The 20,835-nt window shown below is 31.7% G+C and carries 21 protein-coding genes and 1 other RNA gene; 13 read left to right on the forward strand and 9 right to left on the reverse strand.

Going from position 1 to position 20,835, the window contains the following annotated elements; all coding sequences use genetic code 11:
- Positions 1–40: 40 nt before the first annotated feature.
- Positions 41–622 carry a porin family protein gene (locus AC1EUV_RS06935; protein WP_480197951.1) on the reverse strand — a complete coding sequence of 194 codons (582 nt, stop codon included), beginning with the start codon at positions 620–622 and terminating at the stop codon, positions 41–43.
- 56 nt (positions 623–678) lie between these two features.
- Between AC1EUV_RS06935 and xerD the strand changes: the two genes are divergently transcribed.
- Positions 679–1,575, forward strand: coding sequence for a site-specific tyrosine recombinase XerD (xerD, locus tag AC1EUV_RS06940; protein ID WP_480197952.1), 897 nt, complete (start codon positions 679–681; stop codon positions 1,573–1,575).
- 54 nt (positions 1,576–1,629) lie between these two features.
- Here xerD and rny read toward each other — a convergent pair whose 3' ends face one another.
- The 4 genes from rny to AC1EUV_RS06960 form a co-directional block, all read right to left on the reverse strand.
- On the reverse strand, positions 1,630–3,195 hold the full coding sequence (gene rny / locus AC1EUV_RS06945; protein ID WP_480197953.1) for a ribonuclease Y: 1,566 nt from the start codon (positions 3,193–3,195) through the stop codon (positions 1,630–1,632).
- A gap of 48 nt (positions 3,196–3,243) precedes the next feature.
- Positions 3,244–3,351: non-coding RNA, 6S RNA (ssrS, locus tag AC1EUV_RS06950), on the reverse strand.
- Positions 3,352–3,401: 50 nt separating this feature from the next.
- Complete coding sequence (locus AC1EUV_RS06955) at positions 3,402–3,692, reverse strand: cell division protein ZapA (RefSeq protein WP_480197954.1); 291 nt, start codon at positions 3,690–3,692, stop codon at positions 3,402–3,404.
- 7 nt (positions 3,693–3,699) lie between these two features.
- Positions 3,700–3,990: a hypothetical protein gene (locus tag AC1EUV_RS06960; RefSeq protein WP_480197955.1), complete on the reverse strand. Its 291-nt coding sequence runs from the start codon at positions 3,988–3,990 to the stop codon at positions 3,700–3,702.
- Between the two features lie 163 nt (positions 3,991–4,153).
- On the opposite strand from AC1EUV_RS06960, the gene AC1EUV_RS06965 reads away from it, so the two are divergent.
- Genes AC1EUV_RS06965 through AC1EUV_RS06990 form a run of 6 tightly spaced genes read left to right on the forward strand, consistent with a single transcriptional unit; the run spans position 4,154 to position 10,413 of the window.
- Complete coding sequence (locus tag AC1EUV_RS06965) at positions 4,154–5,848, forward strand: M23 family metallopeptidase (protein WP_480197956.1); 1,695 nt, start codon at positions 4,154–4,156, stop codon at positions 5,846–5,848.
- A 25-nt stretch (positions 5,849–5,873) separates the two neighbouring features.
- Positions 5,874–8,333: a TonB-dependent receptor gene (locus tag AC1EUV_RS06970; RefSeq protein ID WP_480197957.1), complete on the forward strand. Its 2,460-nt coding sequence runs from the start codon at positions 5,874–5,876 to the stop codon at positions 8,331–8,333.
- Positions 8,334–8,389: 56 nt separating this feature from the next.
- A complete protein-coding gene (locus tag AC1EUV_RS06975) occupies positions 8,390–8,929 on the forward strand; it encodes an RNA polymerase sigma factor (protein WP_480197958.1) in 540 nt (179 codons plus the stop codon).
- A gap of 39 nt (positions 8,930–8,968) precedes the next feature.
- Positions 8,969–9,559 carry a hypothetical protein gene (locus AC1EUV_RS06980; protein ID WP_480197959.1) on the forward strand — a complete coding sequence of 197 codons (591 nt, stop codon included), beginning with the start codon at positions 8,969–8,971 and terminating at the stop codon, positions 9,557–9,559.
- 8 nt (positions 9,560–9,567) lie between these two features.
- Positions 9,568–10,035 (forward strand): hypothetical protein, encoded by a 468-nt coding sequence (locus AC1EUV_RS06985; protein WP_480197960.1) that lies wholly within the window; start codon positions 9,568–9,570, stop codon positions 10,033–10,035.
- A 51-nt stretch (positions 10,036–10,086) separates the two neighbouring features.
- Positions 10,087–10,413 carry a DUF6515 family protein gene (locus AC1EUV_RS06990; RefSeq protein WP_480197961.1) on the forward strand — a complete coding sequence of 109 codons (327 nt, stop codon included), beginning with the start codon at positions 10,087–10,089 and terminating at the stop codon, positions 10,411–10,413.
- Positions 10,414–10,450: 37 nt separating this feature from the next.
- On the opposite strand, the gene AC1EUV_RS06995 is transcribed toward AC1EUV_RS06990, so the two are convergent.
- Positions 10,451–12,067 (reverse strand): ABC-F family ATP-binding cassette domain-containing protein, encoded by a 1,617-nt coding sequence (locus AC1EUV_RS06995; protein ID WP_480197962.1) that lies wholly within the window; start codon positions 12,065–12,067, stop codon positions 10,451–10,453.
- A gap of 156 nt (positions 12,068–12,223) precedes the next feature.
- Here AC1EUV_RS06995 and AC1EUV_RS07000 point away from each other — a divergent pair, with 156 nt between their 5' ends.
- Together AC1EUV_RS07000 and AC1EUV_RS07005 are read left to right on the forward strand one after the other, a co-directional pair.
- Entirely contained in the window at positions 12,224–13,618 is a 1,395-nt protein-coding gene (locus AC1EUV_RS07000) for a hypothetical protein (protein ID WP_480197963.1), read from the forward strand.
- Between the two features lie 113 nt (positions 13,619–13,731).
- The gene (locus tag AC1EUV_RS07005; RefSeq protein WP_480197964.1) at positions 13,732–15,474 is read left to right on the forward strand and encodes a DEAD/DEAH box helicase; all 1,743 of its coding nucleotides are present in this window, start codon (positions 13,732–13,734) and stop codon (positions 15,472–15,474) included.
- 64 nt (positions 15,475–15,538) lie between these two features.
- Here the strand turns inward: AC1EUV_RS07005 and AC1EUV_RS07010 are convergent, their stop codons facing one another.
- The 3 genes from AC1EUV_RS07010 to AC1EUV_RS07020 form a co-directional block, all read right to left on the reverse strand.
- Positions 15,539–16,057 carry a lipocalin-like domain-containing protein gene (locus AC1EUV_RS07010; protein ID WP_480197965.1) on the reverse strand — a complete coding sequence of 173 codons (519 nt, stop codon included), beginning with the start codon at positions 16,055–16,057 and terminating at the stop codon, positions 15,539–15,541.
- Between the two features lie 24 nt (positions 16,058–16,081).
- A complete protein-coding gene (locus AC1EUV_RS07015; RefSeq protein WP_480197966.1) occupies positions 16,082–17,377 on the reverse strand; it encodes an MFS transporter in 1,296 nt (431 codons plus the stop codon).
- Positions 17,378–17,442: 65 nt separating this feature from the next.
- Positions 17,443–18,261, reverse strand: a complete 819-nt coding sequence (locus AC1EUV_RS07020; protein ID WP_480197967.1) for a M48 family metallopeptidase — start codon at positions 18,259–18,261, stop codon at positions 17,443–17,445.
- Positions 18,262–18,319: 58 nt separating this feature from the next.
- On the opposite strand from AC1EUV_RS07020, the gene AC1EUV_RS07025 reads away from it, so the two are divergent.
- The 4 genes from AC1EUV_RS07025 (at position 18,320) to AC1EUV_RS07040 (ending at position 20,828) form a co-directional block, all read left to right on the forward strand.
- Entirely contained in the window at positions 18,320–19,186 is an 867-nt protein-coding gene (locus AC1EUV_RS07025) for an alpha/beta fold hydrolase (RefSeq protein WP_480197968.1), read from the forward strand.
- A gap of 3 nt (positions 19,187–19,189) precedes the next feature.
- Positions 19,190–19,693, forward strand: a complete 504-nt coding sequence (gene msrB / locus AC1EUV_RS07030; RefSeq protein WP_480197969.1) for a peptide-methionine (R)-S-oxide reductase MsrB — start codon at positions 19,190–19,192, stop codon at positions 19,691–19,693.
- Positions 19,694–19,754: 61 nt separating this feature from the next.
- Positions 19,755–20,309 (forward strand): DUF1572 family protein, encoded by a 555-nt coding sequence (locus AC1EUV_RS07035; RefSeq protein WP_480197970.1) that lies wholly within the window; start codon positions 19,755–19,757, stop codon positions 20,307–20,309.
- A 9-nt stretch (positions 20,310–20,318) separates the two neighbouring features.
- Positions 20,319–20,828 (forward strand): DinB family protein, encoded by a 510-nt coding sequence (locus AC1EUV_RS07040; protein WP_480197971.1) that lies wholly within the window; start codon positions 20,319–20,321, stop codon positions 20,826–20,828.
- Positions 20,829–20,835: the final 7 nt, after the last annotated feature.

Here is a 20,835-nt window from a genome sequence, read left to right on the forward strand (position 1 = left end):
CAAAACATTGGCTTTTTTTATTCTATCAATTTATAATAAACTATTGAAAGTTATAAACTAAACCAATTTGAAAGGTATTTACTTTAAGTTCTGGATTGATTAAACCACCAATAATAGGTATATTTAAATCATCTATAAGATCTGTTAAACCACTGTCTACTCTATTATTTAGCCCAATATTATATCTAGCTTGTACTGCAAAACTTTCATTAATATCGAACCCTGCTCCAAAACCTAAACTAAATCCTGTTGTTTTAATTGCTCTTTTCTCAAATTCATTTAATCCTGTTAAGAAGTCTAACTGAGGTCCAGCTTGTAAGTTAAATTTTTCTGCAATATAATATTTAGCCATAACTGGTATTAATATCACTCCTTCTCCATCTATCCCAGCATAAAGCACTTCAGGCTGCACACTAAATTTTTCCGCCACTCCAATGTCGGCTAATAATCCAATAAAAAAACCTGAACCATTCTGTACTTCTGCTATATCAAAACCAGCAACAGAAGCTTTACCTGAACCATTGATAAATCCACCTGTTACACCAAAACTAGTTTCTCCTTGAGCATTTATTGAAGTAATACTAAAAATTACTAATAGGATAACTAAACTCATTTTTTTCATAATAATTGATTTAAAGTTATATTGCAATATACTAAAATTAGAAGTGATTTTTTATTATGAATTGGCATAATGCATTGAAAGATTATCAACTATATCTTAAAATAGAACGAGGGTTAGCTATTAATTCTGTTCAAAATTATACAAGAGATGTAAAAAAATTGATGCAATTTTTAGATACCAATGAAATCATCGTTTCTCCAATAACCATTTCTCTTGACACCCTACAGCAATTTGTATATGAGATTGCTAAAACAGTAAATGCACGATCGCAATCTCGCATAATCTCTGGTCTCCGTAGTTTTTTTGATTATCTGATTTTTGAAGATTATAGAACAGACAATCCTACACAGCTTATTGAAGCTCCAAAAATTGGTAGAAAATTACCAGATACCTTATCTTTTGAAGAAGTAAAGTCAATTATAGATTCTATTGATCTTAGCTTACCTCAAGGGCAACGTAACAAAACCATATTGGAGACTTTATATAGCTGCGGGTTACGTGTTACGGAACTTATTACCTTACAGCTTTCAGATCTATTTTTTGATGAAGGATTTGTCCGTGTTATTGGTAAAGGTGATAAACAGCGGTTTGTCCCTATCAACTCGTATACTCAGAAACTAATTCTAATTTACATAAATCAAGTTCGAAATCATATAAAACCTAAAAAAGGGTTCGAAGACACTTTGTTTCTAAACAGAAGAGGAAAACAGCTTACACGGAATATGATCTTTTTAATAGTTAAAGATGCTACAGAAAAAGCAGGAATTAGAAAAAATGTGAGTCCACATACATTTAGGCATTCTTTCGCCACACATTTATTAGAAAATGAAGCAGATCTTAGGTCAATACAACAAATGTTAGGTCACGAGAGCATTACTACTACTGAAGTCTATATGCATATTGATAAAACCTTCTTAAAAGAAGTTGTAGAAAAGTATCATCCTAGAAAGTAAAAATCCTTCTCCGTAACGGAAAAGGATCTTCAACAATATTTGAATTAGTAAATTTTACTTGGCGATATTAACAGCTCGTGTTTCACGAATTACCGTCACTCTAACCTGACCAGGATATGTCATATCATTTTGTATTTTTTGAGAAATATTAAATGATAATTCTGATGCCTTTATATCATCAACTTTTTCACTTTCTACAATTACGCGTAACTCTCTACCGGCTTGTATAGCATATGCCTTTTGAACTCCTGAAAACCCAAAAGCAACATCTTCTAGGTCTTTTAATCGTTGTATATAAGAATCTAATACTTGGCGTCTAGCTCCTGGTCTTGCACCAGATATGGCGTCACATACTTGTACAATAGGTGCTATCAATGATTTCATTTCAATTTCGTCATGGTGAGCACCAATAGCATTACATACATCTTTCTTTTCACCATATTTTTCAGCCCATTCCATTCCAAGCAACGCATGTGGCAATTCACTTTCAGTTTCTGGCACTTTACCAATATCATGTAATAGTCCTGCTCTTTTAGCAACTTTAGGGTTTAAGCCAAGTTCTGCTGCCATTAAAGCACAAAGATTTGCAACTTCGCGTGAGTGCTGCAAAAGATTTTGTCCGTAAGAAGAACGGTACTTCATCCTACCTACAGTTTTAATTAATTCAGGATGTAATCCGTGAATACCTAAATCGATCACTGTACGCTTACCAACTTCTATAATTTCTTGATTGATTTCTTTTTTAGTCTTAGCAACGACCTCTTCTATACGTGCGGGGTGAATTCTACCATCAGTAACTAATTTATGCATAGATAAACGCGCAATCTCTCTACGTATAGGATCAAAGCAAGAAAGAATAATCGCTTCTGGCGTGTCATCAACAATAATTTCAACTCCGGTAGCAGATTCTAATGCTCTAATATTACGACCTTCACGACCAATAATACGACCCTTTACATCATCTGATTCTAAATTAAATACCGATACACAGTTTTCTACTGTTTGCTCTACCCCTACACGTTGAATAGTACTTAATACTATCTTTTTTGCCTCTTGTTGAGCGGTTAATTTAGCTTCTTCAATTGTATCTTGAATAACAGCCATGGCATCTGTCTTAGCTTCTTCTTTTAAAGATTCAACCAATTGAGTTTTTGCATCGTCTGCCGATAAACCTGAAATAACTTCAAGCTGCTCTACTTGCTTTTTATGCAATTTTTCAGCTTCAGTTTTTTTCTTTTCTAAAAACTCTAGGCGATAATTATAATCTGCTTGTTTAGCCTCTAGAGATTTACTCAACTTTGTATTTTTATCTAACTCTTGTGATATCTTTGATTCTTTATCGCGTATTCTTTTTTCAGCTTCAGTAATCTTTTTATCTCTCGCAAGAATTACTTTTTCGTGTTCTGTTTTTAACTCTATAAATTTTTCTTTTGCTTGTAATATTTTATCCTTTTTAAGTGATTCACCTTCTAATCTAGCTTCCTTTAACACAGATGAGGCTTGTTTTTTGGCATTTTTCAATATTAGCGATGCTTTGTTTTTTTCTAAAGCTTTAGCTATTATAAAGCCTATAATCAAACCAACTACACCAAGTAATATTGGCATTATCATTCCTTCCATTTCGTTAATTTTAAGTATAAAAAAAGCCTACACTAGTTTGGGGTTTTTAAACTCCTTGTAAACAAGTTTAGGGCTAACTAGTTGGTCAAAAATCCAAATTAAATTGGCACGCTTTCGCAACTAAAACTCACCCTTTTTAATAAAATCGTGTTGAGTTTAATAAACAAATAACTAATGTAGGCAGTAATTGTTGTATTTTAAAGAACTTATAGATGAGAATCTAACAGCGAACTCATCTCTTTTATTTTACTTTCAATTTTGAGAGCATCTTGCTCGTTATAAATACTTTTAACCTCTTGTAAAGACGCAAACTGTAAAGCACACATTGCTAACACATCTTGCTTATCTCTCACTTCATAATTCTCTTCAAACTTCTTTATAAGATCGTTTATTTTCTTTACGGCTTTGCGAATACCTTCCTCTTCACCTTCACTCTTTATTGTTAAGGGGTAAACTCTATCTCCAATAGTAACTTTTATTCTAAGGTTATCATCCATTTAGAACCTACTCACCTAACTGAGCAATACATTTATCAATTTCGCGTATTAACGTATTTATCTTTAATTTAGTTGTATGTTTATCTTCTTTGCTGCCTACAATTGCATTAGCAACTCTTAATGATTCGTACTTATTTTCTATTGTACTCATCGATTCTTTCTGCGAATCTATTTTTTGAATTAGTTGATTACTTTTTTCAAGCAATTGTTGATTTTCAACTTTTAATAATTCATACTTAGTAATTAGTTTATCTAATTTACTTTGCAGAGAATCAACTATTTCTAAAACATTACTCATTAAAACAAAGAGTATAAACTATATCAACAAATTTAGCATTACTGTTTTAATTAAGCAACTGTTTTGGTGTTTTATGTGAAAAGTTATGCACAAATATCTGATTCACAATTTCTTAATTTTTCTTTTTTGATTTTATTTTCTAATCTGTATTTTAGCCAAAATTATGGGGAGAATACTTTTAGTTTTACTTTTTTTCGGTTCTATTTTATTGTCTAATTCTCAAATGGATTATCCTAAAGATTATTTTAGGAAACCATTAGATATACCACTAATTCTTAGCGGAACCTTTGGCGAATTGCGTAGCAATCATTTTCATTCTGGTTTAGATATTAAGACTCAAAAGAGAATAGGTTTAAAGGTGTTTTCTTCTGCTGAAGGATATGTTTCTCGTATAAAAATATCGCATTGGGGTTATGGCAAAGCGTTATACATTACGCATCCAAACGGTTACACAACTGTATATGGTCATTTAAACAAGTTTTCACCCAAAATTGAGGAGTACGTTAAGAAGAAACAATACGAAAAAGAAAGTTTTGTTATTCAACTATTTCCAAAATCAAATGAATTAAAAGTAGAAAAAGACGAAATAATCGCTTTTAGCGGAAACAGTGGTAGTTCTGGCGGCCCCCATTTGCATTACGAAATAAGAGATGCTGATGCTAAGCCAATCAACCCTATGTATTTTGGTATTGATGTTGCCGATTCAAAAAAACCTGAAATAAGAGCTGGTGTTGTCTATTCTTTTGGAGACACTTCTCATGTTAATCAAAGTAGTCGAATTAAAGAATTGACCTTAAAAAAACAGGCAGATGGTAGTTTATTGGCTCAAAAAATTGAAGCTTATGGAACTATTGGTTTTGGTATTAATGCAATAGATAAACTAGATGGTGCATTAAATAATAATGGTTTGTTCAATCTAGAGATGAAGGTAAATGGCACTACTATGTACCAACATACTGTTAATACATTTTCTTTTAGTGAATCTCGGTATATAAACTCATTAATAGACTTTGGTCGATTTTATAAAAAAAGACAGCGTATACAAAAATGCTTTGTAGAACCAGCTAATAAACTTAGTATTTATAAAAAATTAATAAATAAAGGTTATTTAAAAGTAGAAGATGGTGCTTCTTATACTGTGCAAATAAAAGCGACAGATTTTAAAGGAAATGAAACGAAACTTCTTATTCCTGTAAAAGGTAAGAAAGATTCAATTTATGTTAAAAAGCGCATAAAGGAGACGCCGTATCACTTTAAAAGAAATATATTTAATAAAATTTCTGATAGTACAGTAACGGTAGCTTTTCCGAAGCGTAGCTTTTATAATGATTTTTATTTTGACTTTAAACATGAGGATGATGTTGTAAAACTTCACAATCCTGGCGTACCAGTACATAGAAAATTTACTTTAACATTCAATGTTTCTAGATATTCAAAAGATGAACAAGACAAGTTATTTATAGGAAGGATAAATACAAAAGGAATACCATATTATTCCAGAACAGAGCGAAAAGAAAACAAACTATACACATTGAATAATTATTTAGGCAACTATGCTTTGTTTTCTGATAATCAAAAACCTAAAATCAAACCAATTAATTTTAAAAAGAACCAAGATTTAAGTAAATTTCGATATTTGAAAGTACGTATATCGGATGGCCTTTCAGGAATAAAATCGTACCGAGCAGAAATTGATGGTGAATGGATTTTAATGGAATTTGATGCCAAAAGAGGATTACTAACTTACGATTTTAATGACAAGGTTTTAGCAGGTGAGAAACATACATTAAAACTAATTGCTGTTGATAATGTTAATAATACGAATACGTATATTGCAACGTTTTATAGAAAACCATAATTTTTAGAACGTAAAGCTTCTTTTTTTGAAAAATTCTATTACAGCTACTTTTGTCTTTTTTCTATTTATAAGTTTCTTACATGCCCAAACTGGTACTTTAAAAGGTATTATAAAAGATGAAAATGGCCAACCAATTAAAGATGTAACTATACGCTTTGAGAAAACTGGTACAGCTTCTAATACTAAAGGCGAATATCAATTACAAATTCCTTCTGGTAGATTTATAACTATTATATTTAGCCACGTTTCATACAACACTTTAACTAAACGGATTCGTGTTTCTAGAAATCGTACGGTAACTTTTTCCCCTAAACTCAAAACCAAAACAGAACAGATCAAAGAAGTTGTTGTTCAAGATAATAGAGATAAAGTAAAAGGTATAGACAATGTAAATATAGAAACCGCCAAGGAATTACCTGGTGCTAACGCTGGTATTGAAGCAACGTTGCGAAATATTGGCTTGGGCGTTAGTGGTAATAATGAATTAAGTACACAGTACAATGTTCGTGGTGGAAATTATGACGAAAACCTTGTTTATGTAAACGGAATTGAAGTTTATCGGCCATTTTTGGTTCGATCTGGTCAACAAGAAGGATTAAGTTTTGTGAATCCTAATTTAACTCGGAATATAAAATTTTCGGCAGGCGGATTTCAAGCCAAATATGGCGATAAATTATCTTCTGTTTTAGATATTACCTATAAAAAACCTAAAGAATTTAATCTAGCAGCAGATGCAAGCTTACTAGGAGCAAGTGTTACCGTTGAAGGAGAAATGCTTGACAAAAAATTATCAGCAATATTAGGTATACGCTATAGAAATAATAGTCTTTTTGTCAACTCAAAGGATACTGAAACCAACTTTAGACCTAATTTTACTGATGCGCAAACATATCTATCCTATGAATTTACTAATAAATTTAGCTTAGATTTTTTAGGTACATTTTCACTGAATAATTATGACTATACTCCAATAACTCGTAGAACAAATTTTGGAACAATTGCAAACGCTCAAGCACTAGTTGTTAATTATGAAGGGCGTGAAAATGACAACTACTTAACCTTATTTGGAGCTTTAAAAGCAACTTACATAGTAAATGATGATCTAGTTCTTAATTTAATTACTTCTACTTATAATACTCAAGAAGAAGAACATTTTGATATTTTTGGTGCTTACAGCATTGGTGAAGTGAATGCAGATTTTGGTAGTGATAATTTTGGTGATGTAGAATTTACACAATCAATTGGCTCACAATTAGATCATGCTCGTAATGATCTTGATGCATTTATCTCGAATGTACAGGCAAAAGCTACTTTAAAAAAAGATGAAAATGTTTTTGAAATTGGCGTTAAGTATCAAACAGAAAATATCAAGGATAGGATTATTGAATGGGAAGTGATAGATTCTGCTGGGTTCTCAATAAGACCACCTAGTCTGTTGCCAAGAAATGATGAACCTTATACTCCTTTTGTTGGTCCTATAGTTCCTTTTACAAGTGCCAGAGCTTTTAACGATGTGACCACAAATCGTATTTCTGGGTTTGCACAATGGAGTAGGCAATTTGATATCGGCAAGCATCAATTGTGGATTAACTTAGGTGTGAGAGCCCAAAACTGGACTGTTAAACCAAAAAATGAAGCCTCAGACAAGCATACCGTTATAAGCCCTAGAGCACAATTTGCGTTTAAGCCAGACTGGAAAAAAGATATGCTTTTTAGATTATCTGGTGGTTATTATTACCAGCCTCCTTTTTATCGTGAACTAAGAGATTCTCTTGGAATAGTACATCCTGAAGTTAAAGCACAGCGTTCTATACATTTTGTATTAGGTAACGATTATAGCTTTAAATTATGGGATAGACCTTTTAAATTAGTTACCGAAGCCTATTATAAATCATTATCGGATGTAAATCCGTTTACAGTAGATAATGTTCAAATACGTTATCGTGCTAAAAACAATGCAAAAGCATATGCTACAGGCTTTGATGCTCGATTAAACGGTGAATTTGTTCCAGGTACAGAATCATATGTAACTTTCGGTTATTTAATCACCAAAGAAAATATTGAAGATCGTGGCTATATTTCTAGACCAACTGACCAGAGATTAAAATTTGCCATCCTTTTTCAAGATTATGTACCAAGTAATCCTAATCTAAAAATGTATTTAAACATGGTATATAATACTGGTGTTCCTGGAGGGTCGCCTTCATATGCCGATCCCTATATATTTCAAAATCGATTAAAAGATTATTTTAGGTCAGATGTGGGTATTTCTTATGTATTGGTAGATCAAAAAAAGAAGCCAAGAGCAACTTGGCTACAAAAATTTAAAGAATTTTCTGTAGGTATCGAGCTATTTAATATGTTCGATGTTCAAAATTCTATCACAAATACATGGGTGCGCGATATTGCTTCGCAACAATCCGTAGCTGTACCAAACTTCTTATCTGGTAGAGTTTTAAATATTAAAACAAGTGTTCGCTTTTAACATTCAATATTAAACCTTTTTCTTCGTTAATAGTCTAAGTACAAAATCCAAGCTTAGTGATAGAAGAATCGGTACTTATCGAACAGCTAAAAAATGCACAGACTCAAGATATTGCGTTCAGAGAATTAATGACGCAATATAAAGAGCGTTTGTATTGGCATATTCGAAAAATTGTCATTTCACATAATGACACCGACGATGTATTACAAAACACTTTCATAAAAGTTTATAGAAATATTGATAAATTTAATGCAGATAGCAAACTTTATTCATGGATGTATCGTATCGCAACTAATGAATCAATAACTTTTATCAATAAAAGAGCAAAAAGCAATAATATTGACATTAGTGAAATGCAATATAAGCTAGCCGAAAGTTTAGAGGCAGATGTACATTACGATGGCGATGAAATGCAATTAAAATTACAAAAGGCAATTGCTACATTACCTCAAAAACAACAATTAGTATTTAATATGAAGTATTTTGATGATATGAAATATCAAGAAATATCTGATGCGCTAGAGACTTCTGTTGGATCGTTAAAAGCATCATACCATCATGCGGTAAAAAAAATTGAGCATTTTTTAACACAATAATATTAAACCATCTATGTAATTTTTAGTCTTACTGGCGAAATGAAACAAAGTAATTTAGACATATTAAAACAAAAAGGAAGCGGATTCAAAGTTCCGAAAGGATATTTTGACACCATAGAAGATTCCGTTATGACTGAATTAAAAACAAAAACATTTCCCGATAAGGATGGCTTTACTACACCAAAAGGATATTTTGATTCAATTGAAGATAATCTATTTAATAAATTAGGTAAAGAATTTATAAAAACCGAAAGTTTCGATATTCCAAAAGATTACTTTGATACACTTGAAGATAGAGTCTTTGACCGAATAAATGAAGAAAAGCAAAAAGAACCAAAAGTTATTTCATTAAATAGCCGTCTTAAAAAAGTAATTCTTCCATTGGCTGTAGCAGCTTCTTTATTATTCATTTTTGTGATCAATTATAATAGAACATCACCTTCAGATGCAGTGGCTGAAACAGAAATTGAAGAATGGATTGAAAGTGATTTAATTTCTCTAGATAGCTATGAAATTGCAGAGGTTTTTAATGATGTAGATTTATCAGAAAATGATACTTTTGACGAGGATGCTGAGCTGTTAGATTATTTAAATGGTACGGATGTTGAAAGTATGATCTTGGAAAACTAAAAAAAGTAATGAAAAAGTTTTTTTTAATACTAATTATAACCTTGTTCTCACTGCAAGTATTTGCTCAGCAAAATGCTAGGGAAAAAATAAAAGCAATGAAAACGGCCTTTATAACTAATGCTCTTGATTTATCTTCAAAAGAGGCACAGCAATTCTGGCCAGTTTATAACGAGTACGATAAGAAAATCTATAGTTTAAAAACTTTAAAAACCAGGGAATTATCGAAGAGAATGAGAGAAGCTGGTGGTGTTAATCAGTTATCAGATAACGAAGCTAATACTATTTTAAGTGAATTTATAAATATAGATTTTGAAGTAGCAAAAGCCAAACAAGAACTACAACAAAAACTTAAAAATATTGTTTCTGGGAAAAAAATTATAATGCTTTTTAGAGCAGAACAAGATTTCAATAAAAAGTTATTGAGAGAATTTAGAAATAAACGCAAAAGTAATTTGCAAAAACGTGCAAGAAACTAACAGAAACTACGTTATTAAACTAAATTGATAATATAAAACAATCTTTTACAGATGAATAAGCTAAAAAATATAGTATTGATGTTGATTATGTTCTTAGGGTTTACAACTATACAAGCCCAAGAAAAAGAAACTATAAAGCATACAGAAAAGCAAGAAAACATTGCAAAACATGATGGAATTACCTACTATGTTATAGATGGATTATGGCATACTAAAATGAAAAACAAGTATGTATTAAAACCTGCCCCTAAAGGAGCTAAGATTACTTTTTTACCCGAAGGTGGTAAAATTGTAAGTATGGCTGGTAAAAAGTATTATAAATGCAGAGGAGTATTTTATAAAAAAGGAAATGACTACTACGAAGTAGTAAGATTATAAAACTAAAAAAGGAAGCTAAATAGCTTCCTTTTTTAGTTTACGAATACATCTTATTTCTTAACTCTTTAATCTTATCATCTTGAAAATACTCATCGAATGTCATATAACGATCTATAACACCACTAGGTGTTAATTCAATAATACGATTAGCAACTGTCTGTGCAAATTCGTGATCGTGTGTAGAAAATAAAACCGTTCCTTTAAAATTCTTTAATGAATTATTGAATGCTTGTATAGATTCTAGATCTAAATGATTTGTTGGTTCATCTATCATTAATACATTGGCTCTTATCATCATCATTCTAGACAGCATACAACGTACTTTTTCTCCTCCAGACAACACATTACATTTCTTTAATGCTTCTTCGCCACTAAATATCATTTTACCTAAGAATCCACGTATATAAACCTCTTCTCGTTCTTCTTCAGTAGTCGCCCACTGACGTAACCAATCTACTAAAGTCAAGTTACTTTTAAAGAATTCTGAATTATCTAGTGGTAAATATGCTTGCGAAGTTGTAACTCCCCAATTAAATTTTCCTGAGTCAGCTTTTATTTGATCATTAATTATTTCATAAAAAGCAGTAACCGCTTTAGAGTTTCTAGAAAAAACAACCACCTTATCACCTTTGGTCAAATTGATGTGAATATCTTTAAATAATAGTTCACCATCCAACGTTTTACTTAACCCTTCAATATTTAATATTTGATCACCAGCTTCTCGGTCACGATCAAAAATAATAGCCGGATAACGTCTACTTGATGGCTTTATATCTTCAATATTTAATTTTTCGATCATTTTCTTTCTACTTGTAGCCTGCTTAGACTTTGCAACATTGGCAGAAAAACGACGAATAAATTCTTCTAATTCTTTTTTCTTTTCTTCAGCTTTTTTATTCTGCTGAGCTCGTTGACGGGCCGCCAATTGGCTTGATTCATACCAGAACGTATAATTACCAGAATAGTGATTAATCTTACTAAAATCTATATCAGAAATATGTGTACAAACGGCATCTAAAAAGTGTCTATCGTGTGAAACTACGATCACAGTGTTATCATAATTTGCTAAAAAATGTTCTAACCAAGAAATAGTTTCGTAATCCAAATCATTGGTAGGCTCATCCATAATCAACACATCAGGATTTCCGAATAGTGCCTGAGCAATTAATACACGTACTTTAGACTTTCCATCTAAATCGCCCATTAATGTATAATGTGAATCTTCTTTGATTCCTAAATTTGATAATAAAGCTGCAGCATCACTTTCAGCATTCCAACCATCTATTTCTTCATATTGTACTTGCAACTCTCCTATTCTATCAGCATTTTCATCAGAGTAATCAGCATACAGTTTATCCATTTCAGTTTTTACATCATATAAAGGCTTGTTACCCTTTAATACCGTTTCTAAAACTGGAAATTCATCATAAGCAAAGTGATCTTGGGAAAGTACAGACATACGTTTACCAGTTTCTAATGAAACTGAGCCAGATGTAGCTTCTTGTTGACCAGAAAGTATCTTCAAAAAAGTAGATTTACCAGCACCATTAGCACCTATAATTCCATAACAATTGCCTTTAGTAAAGGTTGTATTTACCTCATCAAATAATATACGTTTACCAAATTGTACAGATAAGTTAGAAACCGTTAACATATTGCCTATTTTAAAATTTTGGCAAAAGTAATGAAATAGCACCTTTTTTAACTATTATTAACGGTATATTTTAACATCTAATTAACAGGGTTGCACAAGTCTGATAGCTACTTTTGTTTTGTTGAAAGGATTATGTTAGATTTGAGCTCATTTTAAATGAAAAAGTTATTGAAATATAAATTACTATTACTTCTTCTTATCGTTCTCTCTGCTTGTGTTGGTGAAAAAGGTGTCACCGATACTACTTATTTTGGGGGGAAAATCATTAACCCTAAAGATTCTCATATTTTCTTTTTTAAAGGAGAACAACTTTTAGATTCAACAAAGTTATCAGAAAAAAATAAATTCCTTTTCGAATTTGATTCTATTAAAGAAGGAATGTACACTTTTAAACATGGCCCTGAAGTACAATTTATTTTTTTAGAGCCTACTGATAGCTTATTGATGAGACTTAATACCTGGGACTTTGATGAGTCACTTGTTTTTAGCGGTAAAGGAGCAGACAAAAATAATTTGCTGATTAATATATTTTTAATTAATGAAAAAGAGGATAAATTATTTTATGATTATTATAAACTGAATGACAGCTTATTTCAATTAAAAATAGATTCATTATTAAAAGAAAAACAAAAGTTATTCTATACTTTAAAAGAGGATGCTTCAGATATTTCTCCATTGTTTGAAAAATATGCAGTAGCAGCAATGGAACTTCCATTATATAAAAAGAAAGAGGCATACCCTTATCGTCATAAAAAAGCATTGGGTTTAAAAGAATACCCCCACATGCTTCCTAAATTCTATAAGTTCAGAAAAAGTATTAACATGAACGATGATGATCTGCATGACCTGTATGCATATCACGATTATATTAAAACCTATATATATCATTTAAGCTATGAGCAAGAAATACTTGATGAACATAAAAGCTCAATGGCTGTTAATTTTCTAGAGATAGTTGCAGATAATGTTAAAAATAAAAAATTAAAAAACAATCTACTTGGTGAAGCCATGTGGAATGTATGTCTAAGTGATTATATTTCTAAACCACAAAAGGAAAGAGCTAAGAAGTTATTTTTTGAATATTCTACTGATGAAAAACATAATGCTGAAATAAGAAATCTTATTAGCGCTAATGAAAATTTACCTGATAATACTGAACTCCCTAAACTTATTGTTTTAAATTCTTATGGTAATAAAGTACTTATCAATGATGTAGTAAAAGGTTCTAATGCTGTCATCTATTTTTGGCCAAAAAGTCATCGTCAGATAGAGAATATGGCTAAGCGTGTAAAATATCTTAAAAAACAATTCCCAGATATTTTATTTGTAGGTATAGATGCTAATAATCCTAAATGGAAATCTTATGTTAAATCCTATAAATTAACTGATAAGGAGCAATTCAGATTAGATAAAAACATTGATAATAGTTGGTTACATTTGGATCATTCTAGAGCCATATTAGTTGATAAAAATGGTATTGCAAAAAAAGGATTTACTCATCTCTCTAGTCATTACTTTCAAAAACAATTGAAGAAACTTGAAAAACACTAATTATAGTGCTTTATCAATTTATTTAATGTACTTTTGCGCCCTCATAAACAAGGGGCTTATTTATCTGCTAACGAGCATTTTACTTTGGAGCCTTAGTTTGATAAATAATACATATGTCTCAATTCAATGAACTTGGTTTAAACCAAGTAATTGTTTCTGCTTTAGTTGATCTAGGGTATGAACAACCAACTCCTATTCAGGAAAAAACAATTCCGCAAATTTTAGCATCAAAAGATGACTTAAAAGCCTTTGCTCAAACTGGTACAGGTAAAACTGCTGCTTTTAGTTTGCCTATTATAGAACAAGTCGATACAGCTTCTAAAGAAACACAAGCCATAATCTTATCACCTACAAGAGAATTGGCTATACAGATTGGCAAAAACATAGAAGAATTCTCTAAAAACATTAAAAATCTAAATGTGATTACTGTCTATGGCGGATCAGATATCGAAAAACAGATTAGAGGTTTAAAAAAAGGTGCTCAAATTGTTGTAGGTACTCCTGGTAGAACTGTAGATCTTATAAATCGTAAAAAGTTAAAATTAAGTAATATAAAATGGGTTGTCTTAGATGAAGCCGATGAAATGCTTAATATGGGCTTTAAAGAAGATTTAGATAAAGTTCTAGAAGTAACTCCTAATAGCAAGCAAACCTTATTATTTTCAGCTACCTTCCCAAAAGAAGTAAACGCTATAGCTAAGAACTACATGAAGAATCCAGTAGAAATAGACGCTGGTAGACGCAATTCTGGTTCTGATAATGTTTCGCATGAATTTTATTTGGTTTCAGAGAGAAATAGATATCCTGCTTTAAAACGCTTAGCTGATATCAATCCAGATATTTATGGTATTGTTTTTTGTAGAACTCGTAGAGAAACAAAGGATGTTGCTGCCAAGCTAATTGCAGATGGTTATAACGCAGATGCTCTGCATGGTGATCTTTCGCAAGCACAACGAGATATTGTTATGGAAAAGTTTAGAAATAAACATTTACAGATTTTAGTTGCTACAGATGTTGCAGCTCGTGGGCTGGATGTTAACAGCTTAACTCATGTAATTAATTATAAACTACCAGACGAAGCCGAGTCTTATACACACAGAAGTGGTAGAACAGGTAGAGCTGGAAACAAGGGTATTTCTATAGCAATTGTTACTAACGGAGAAAAGAGAAAGCTTTCACCAATCGAAAAAAAGATCGGCAAAAAGTTTGATGCAAAACAAGTTCCTAATGGAAAAGAAATCTGCGAGAAACAATTATTCAAATTAATAGAAAAAGTAAAAGATGTTGAAGTAAATGAAAGTCAAATTGAAGGTTACCTTGATGGAATTTATTCTAAATTAGAAGGATTAGATAGAGAAGAGTTAATTAGAAAATTTGTTTCTATAGAATTCAATCAATTTTTATCTTATTATGAAGGTGCTCAAGACCTAAATGGCGACACATCTAAAGAGCGCAGAAGAAGTGGAGATGAAAACTTTACTAGGTTCTATATTAATTTAGGAAAAATAGATAAATTAAATCCTGCCCGTTTAATTGGATTTATCAATGAAAATTTAGATAAAGGAAATGTTGAGATTGGTCAAATAGAAATACTTAAAAACTTTTCATTTTTTGAAATTGACAAGAATGTTGAAGATGCTATTCTAAAATCTTTTAGAAATACTGAATTTGAAGGAAGAGGTGTAATTGTAGAGGTGACTAAAAAGCAAAAGTTACAATCTAGGGGCAGAAAACGTGGTGGTTTTGGTGGAGGAAGACGTCGCTCTGGAGGAGGTGATTTTAATAAAGGAAATCGTTCTTATCAAAGCAATAGTAATAGAAACCAATCTAGTGGTAGAAGAAGTAGAAAAAGGTAGTTTTAGTGGAAATTTGAATTACCTTAGACCAGTTAGAAACTTACGTTTTTAGCTGGTCGTTTTTTTAGTTGTTCTTAGAGTCTTTAATCCATTTTAACCTCAATTGTGCATTTGATTTTTCTAATGGTTTGAGAATTAAAGTATCTCCTTTAAAAGTATATCTTCTTACTACTACATCATTCCATTCTTGTGGATTAGAATGAGATATTCTAGCATGTGTAACTTCATTCCTTACAGTATCTATACTATATTTTGAAAAGTAAGTGTATGAATTTGTTAGATACTTTAGTGCATCATTTGATATTGTATCAGTAAAGTTAGGAAAATCGAGATCTGTATTTTCATAGCCTTTTGTAGTTAAATGAACGGACATATTGTTTTTATCATCATATAGAATGTAGCCCTGCATTCCATTTCTCCATTCACTCCAAGCATTAGTTACAGGATCCCTTTGTTCCACAATATGAAGAGACCAAAGTCCTAAAAATTGATTCACCTCTGAGTCTGAAATATTCGTCTTATTATTACATCTAATTAATAAAAAAACAATAAATAATATTATTAAAAATTGTAAACTCTTCATATCACTGTTTTTATATTAAATTAATTATTGAACATATTTCGTTTTCTTAACATAGCTCAATACTATAAATGACGCTAAAAAGAATATAGCCAAAAACAATACGCTCCATTGCATAGAGTCTGTAATCGCATATAACAAACCATAAACAAAAGTTCCTAAAACAATGGCTATTTTTTCAGTGACATCATAAAAGCTAAAATAGGTTGCATGGTCTTCAGTTTCAGGTAATAGCTTAGAATACGTAGATCGTGTTAAAGATTGAATAGCACCTTGCACTAAGCCTAATAATCCACCTAATCCATAAAAATAAATATGCACATTTTCTTGACTCTTATCTAGCATAAAGGCTAAAAAACAAACACCAGTCCAAATAGCTAAAGTTATTTTAAGTGCCTTAATATTTCCAACACGTGCAGAAACCCTAGAAAAAATTGCAGCACCAACTATTGCTACTAATTGCACCACAATTATTGTTATAATAAGGTTAGTAGATGGCAGTCCTAATTCATTAGATCCAAAAATTGCTGCCATTAATATAATGGTCTGTACACCAACACTCAGCAAGAAAAATGAAATCAAAAAAGTTTTAAGTTGTGGATAATTAACCAAGTCTTTTGCAACGATCTGTAACTCTCTCAATCCTTTCCAGATATAATCCTTTTCTGGCTTTTTATGATATACATTATTCGGTAGCTTACTAAAAGTTACATGTGAAAAACCAAGCCACCAAAGACCTATCATAATAAATGAAATACGAGATGCCATACCAGTTTCAATTCCAAATAGTTCAGGCTTCATTATCATTATTAAATTAATAATCAACAATATAACCGAACCAGCGTATCCATAAATAAATCCTTTAGCACTAACTGCATCCTGTTGTTCTGGGTAAGCAACTTCAGGCAAATATGCATTGTAAAAAACAATACTCCCCCAAAAGCCAATACTTGCCAAAATGGAAAAAACAATACCAATCCAAGTGGTTTCAGGTCCATCAAAAAAATACAAAGCCATTACAGAAAGCGACCCTAGCCAACAAAACGCCTTTAAAAATTTCAATTTATTGCCCGTGTAATCTGCAATACCTGAAAGTACTGGTGAAATAAACGCGACTATTAAAAAAGAAAATGAGAGCGCATAGCTATACAGTGAATCTGGATGATCCCAATTAGTACCTAAAAACCAAACTACTTTATCTTTAGTTACTGCACCATAATACAATGGAAAAATAGCTGTTGAAATTGCTAAAGAATATACTGAATTTGCCCAATCGTAAAAAGCCCAGGCATTGATTAATTTTTTGTCTCCTCGTTGTAGCATAAGTAAAAAATAAGAGCCGATCGGTTAAGATCGGCTCACAATGTACTAATTAATTCTAATATCTTTTAGTTAGCCATAGTTTGGGCATTTAAGCGTTTTGCAATCACTTTAGCCTGCGGAATCCATTCAGTTAATCCTTTAATACGTGTCTGATTAGAAGGATGTGTACTTAAAAATTCTGGTGGAGCAGCTTGTTTGCCTGCACGTTGACTCATGCGTACCCAAACGTTTACAGATTCAGCAGGATTATACCCAGCCATAATCATAAATACTACGCCTAACTTATCAGCTTCGGTTTCGTGAGTTCTACTAAATTTTAGCTGCCCCAATTGCGAACCAATACCATAGGCCGTCATCCATAATTGACGTTGTTGTGGACTTTTATTACCCGTAGCCAATGCTACGCCCAATCCACCAGCTTGTGCCAGCATACCTGTTGACATTCGCTCTGCTCCGTGTCTAGCAAAAGCATGTGCTACCTCATGCCCCATAATGGCAGCAACACCATCAACATTTTTAGCAATAGGCATGATGCCAGTATAAAAAACAGTTTTACCACCAGGCATTGCCCAAGCATTTACAGTTTTATCATCAATAAGGTTAAATTCCCATCTATAGGCATCCGCTTTTTCTGCCATACCATTTGCTCGCATATAGCGGTCTACAGCACCAGCAATACGTTTACCAACCGTTTTAATTTGGTTGGTCATCTCTGCATTTGTAGAAACTTTATTATTATCAAGAAATCCTTGATATTGTTGGAAAGCCATTGGCAAAATTTGTGCATCACTAACTAAGCTAAATTGCTTTCTTCCTGTAATCGGCACAGTACTACAGCTCCACAGGAATAAAGAAACTATACTAAGTGCTACTATTTTTTTCATAATACTATTCGTTTTTTGTTTACTCGTAAATATACAAATTTTACCTAAATTAGTGTTCATGAATAACAATTCAAAATCCGTTCCAAAAAATGCATTTGAAGTTCCTTCTTCTATTATAACCAAAGGAAAAACACTTCAATTTCTTTCGACTTCTTTAGCTGCTAAGTTTGCTTTAAAATTATTTTTAACGCCTCCAAAACTTCCAACACCTGAGCGTGAATTGATGATGCGTAAGAGTGCAAAGAACATTCCTATCCAAATACCAGGAGTAGAAAATGAAGTCGTGCTTTATGAATATGGATTTTCAAAAACTAAGGTTTTATTGACGCATGGTTGGGCTGGTAGAGGCACTCAATTATATGAAATTGCCGATAAATTGTTAGAAAATGGTATGATGGTGATAACCTACGATGCTCCTGCTCATGGTCAATCAAAAGGTAAGTCAATTTCGTTACTAGAAAATGTAGAAATTGTAAAATATATTGCTGAGAAATATGGTCCATTTGAAGCTGCTATTGGTCACTCATATGGTGGTATTACTATTCTAAATGCACAAGCAGAAAGTCCATTTACCAACAAGATTGTTACTATTGGTATTGAAGGCTCTTTTAATAAAATAATTAATGCCTTTGTTCAAAAATTACAATTAAAACAAAAAGTTTCTGATAAAATTAAAACACATATTAATAATACAAATAGCAAAAATGTAAAAACTATTTCGGCTAACGAATCTGCCAAAAAGATTACAATACCCGTATTGGTTTTACATGATACTAAAGATACAGATGTAGATGTAAGTAGTGCTTTTAAATTACGTCAAAATTTACAACATGGCTCATTGGTAATTACTAATGGATTAGGCCATAGAAAAATTTTACGGAATAGCGACGTAATAAAAAGAATTATTGAATTTATTAAAGTATAAACTATGAAACGCTTACTGTCTTTATCTCTAGTGTTGGTATTAATAAGTTGTACCTCAATTGCACAACAGAAGAAAAGTGAAAAACTTACAAAAAAACAAATGACAAAAAAGGTAGAAAAAGTGGTTAAAACTGAAGCTGAGTGGAAAGCAGAGCTTACGCCGCAAGAATATTATGTACTACGCCAAAAAGGTACAGATAGACCCGGAGATGGTGGTTATACTAAGCATTTCGAGAAAGGTACATATCATTGTAGAGCATGTGATTTACAATTGTTTGAATCGGGCACTAAATATGAATCGCACTGTGGTTGGCCTTCTTTTGATGATTCAATACCCGGTACTATAGAATTCACGAGAGATACAAGTCATGGTATGATTCGTACAGAAATTACATGTACAAGATGTGATAGCCACTTAGGTCATATTTTTGATGATGGTCCACGCGAAACAACCGGTAAAAGATATTGTGTAAATACCAGTTCTATTAAATTTGTAAAATCAGAATAAGATAAAAGTTTTAATTAAATTAGAGTCCTCAGTTTTGAGGGCTCTTTTTATTTATAATAGCATGAAAGAAAATTATATAGACAGCATTCAAAAACAATTTAATTATTACAAAGGTCTGGGTGATAAAACATTTGAACAACTTACTGAAGAACAACTATTTTGGCAAAGTAATATAGATGATAATTCTATAGCCATTATTGTAAAACATATTGCCGGTAATATGCTAAGTCGTTGGACGAATTTCTACACCGAAGATGGTGAAAAAGAATGGCGAAATAGAGATCAAGAATTTATAAATACTTTTACTACTAAAGAAGAAGTTATTGCCTATTGGGAATCTGGATGGCATTCCTTATTTACTATTATTAATTCGCTCAAAGCTGAGGATTTAGATCGTATTGTTTATATAAGAAATATAGGGCATTCTGTTACCGAAGCTATTAATAGACAATTATGCCATTATCCGTTCCATGTTGGACAAATAGTCTATTTAGGGAAAATGATGAAAGGCAGTAATTGGAAAAGCTTGTCAGTACCAAAAAATCAATCTGAAGCATATAACAAAGAAAAATTTAGCAAAGAAAAACATAGAGGTCATTTTTTAGACGAACTTTAAACTTTAATTATGCAACGCACAAAATGGGTAGATCGTAAGTTTAACTTAGATATTCCACCAGGATGGCTACCAAATATTTTATCACGACTTGGCGATGTTACTATCCGTATAAAAAGTTTGACTAAAAATATACCTGATGATTATTTGAGAAATCAATTTGATAACAAATGGAGTATCAAAGAACATATAGGTCATTTGGTCGATCTAGAAGATTTACATATTGGTAGAGTTACTGATTTTATGAATAGAAAAGAAATTTTAAGAGCAGCAGACATGAGTAATAAAAGAACTTATGCCGCTAATCATAATGAAAAATCTATTAAAAAATTGATTGAAGAATTTAATCTAAAAAGAGCAGTTTTAATTACCTCTTTAAAGAGTTTAGATGATGATTCACAACAATTCGTTGCAACACATCCACGATTAAAAGTACCGATGAGAGCTGTAGATATGGCATTTTTTACCGCAGAACATGACGATCACCATATAGCAAGTATCCTAGAAATCTTAGAACAATAACATCCAT

The organism is Maritimimonas sp. 2304DJ26-3, assembly GCF_056591635.1.

What these genes read in the sequence shown, in the direction of transcription:
- AC1EUV_RS07010 (WP_480197965.1), bottom strand. Translation starts at nt 16,057, where the DNA reads ATGAAGAGTTTACAATTTTTAATAATATTATTTATTGTTTTTTTATTA.
- msrB (WP_480197969.1), top strand. Translation starts at nt 19,190, where the DNA reads ATGAAACGCTTACTGTCTTTATCTCTAGTGTTGGTATTAATAAGTTGT.
- AC1EUV_RS06955 (WP_480197954.1), bottom strand. Translation starts at nt 3,692, where the DNA reads ATGGATGATAACCTTAGAATAAAAGTTACTATTGGAGATAGAGTTTAC.
- xerD (WP_480197952.1), top strand. Translation starts at nt 679, where the DNA reads ATGAATTGGCATAATGCATTGAAAGATTATCAACTATATCTTAAAATA.
- AC1EUV_RS06960 (WP_480197955.1), bottom strand. Translation starts at nt 3,990, where the DNA reads ATGAGTAATGTTTTAGAAATAGTTGATTCTCTGCAAAGTAAATTAGAT.
- AC1EUV_RS06965 (WP_480197956.1), top strand. Translation starts at nt 4,154, where the DNA reads ATGGGGAGAATACTTTTAGTTTTACTTTTTTTCGGTTCTATTTTATTG.
- AC1EUV_RS06995 (WP_480197962.1), bottom strand. Translation starts at nt 12,067, where the DNA reads ATGTTAACGGTTTCTAACTTATCTGTACAATTTGGTAAACGTATATTA.
- AC1EUV_RS07015 (WP_480197966.1), bottom strand. Translation starts at nt 17,377, where the DNA reads ATGCTACAACGAGGAGACAAAAAATTAATCAATGCCTGGGCTTTTTAC.
- AC1EUV_RS06990 (WP_480197961.1), top strand. Translation starts at nt 10,087, where the DNA reads ATGAATAAGCTAAAAAATATAGTATTGATGTTGATTATGTTCTTAGGG.
- AC1EUV_RS07040 (WP_480197971.1), top strand. Translation starts at nt 20,319, where the DNA reads ATGCAACGCACAAAATGGGTAGATCGTAAGTTTAACTTAGATATTCCA.
- AC1EUV_RS07020 (WP_480197967.1), bottom strand. Translation starts at nt 18,261, where the DNA reads ATGAAAAAAATAGTAGCACTTAGTATAGTTTCTTTATTCCTGTGGAGC.
- AC1EUV_RS06935 (WP_480197951.1), bottom strand. Translation starts at nt 622, where the DNA reads ATGAAAAAAATGAGTTTAGTTATCCTATTAGTAATTTTTAGTATTACT.
- AC1EUV_RS07025 (WP_480197968.1), top strand. Translation starts at nt 18,320, where the DNA reads ATGAATAACAATTCAAAATCCGTTCCAAAAAATGCATTTGAAGTTCCT.
- AC1EUV_RS07000 (WP_480197963.1), top strand. Translation starts at nt 12,224, where the DNA reads ATGAAAAAGTTATTGAAATATAAATTACTATTACTTCTTCTTATCGTT.
- AC1EUV_RS06980 (WP_480197959.1), top strand. Translation starts at nt 8,969, where the DNA reads ATGAAACAAAGTAATTTAGACATATTAAAACAAAAAGGAAGCGGATTC.
- AC1EUV_RS07035 (WP_480197970.1), top strand. Translation starts at nt 19,755, where the DNA reads ATGAAAGAAAATTATATAGACAGCATTCAAAAACAATTTAATTATTAC.
- rny (WP_480197953.1), bottom strand. Translation starts at nt 3,195, where the DNA reads ATGGAAGGAATGATAATGCCAATATTACTTGGTGTAGTTGGTTTGATT.
- AC1EUV_RS07005 (WP_480197964.1), top strand. Translation starts at nt 13,732, where the DNA reads ATGTCTCAATTCAATGAACTTGGTTTAAACCAAGTAATTGTTTCTGCT.
- AC1EUV_RS06985 (WP_480197960.1), top strand. Translation starts at nt 9,568, where the DNA reads ATGAAAAAGTTTTTTTTAATACTAATTATAACCTTGTTCTCACTGCAA.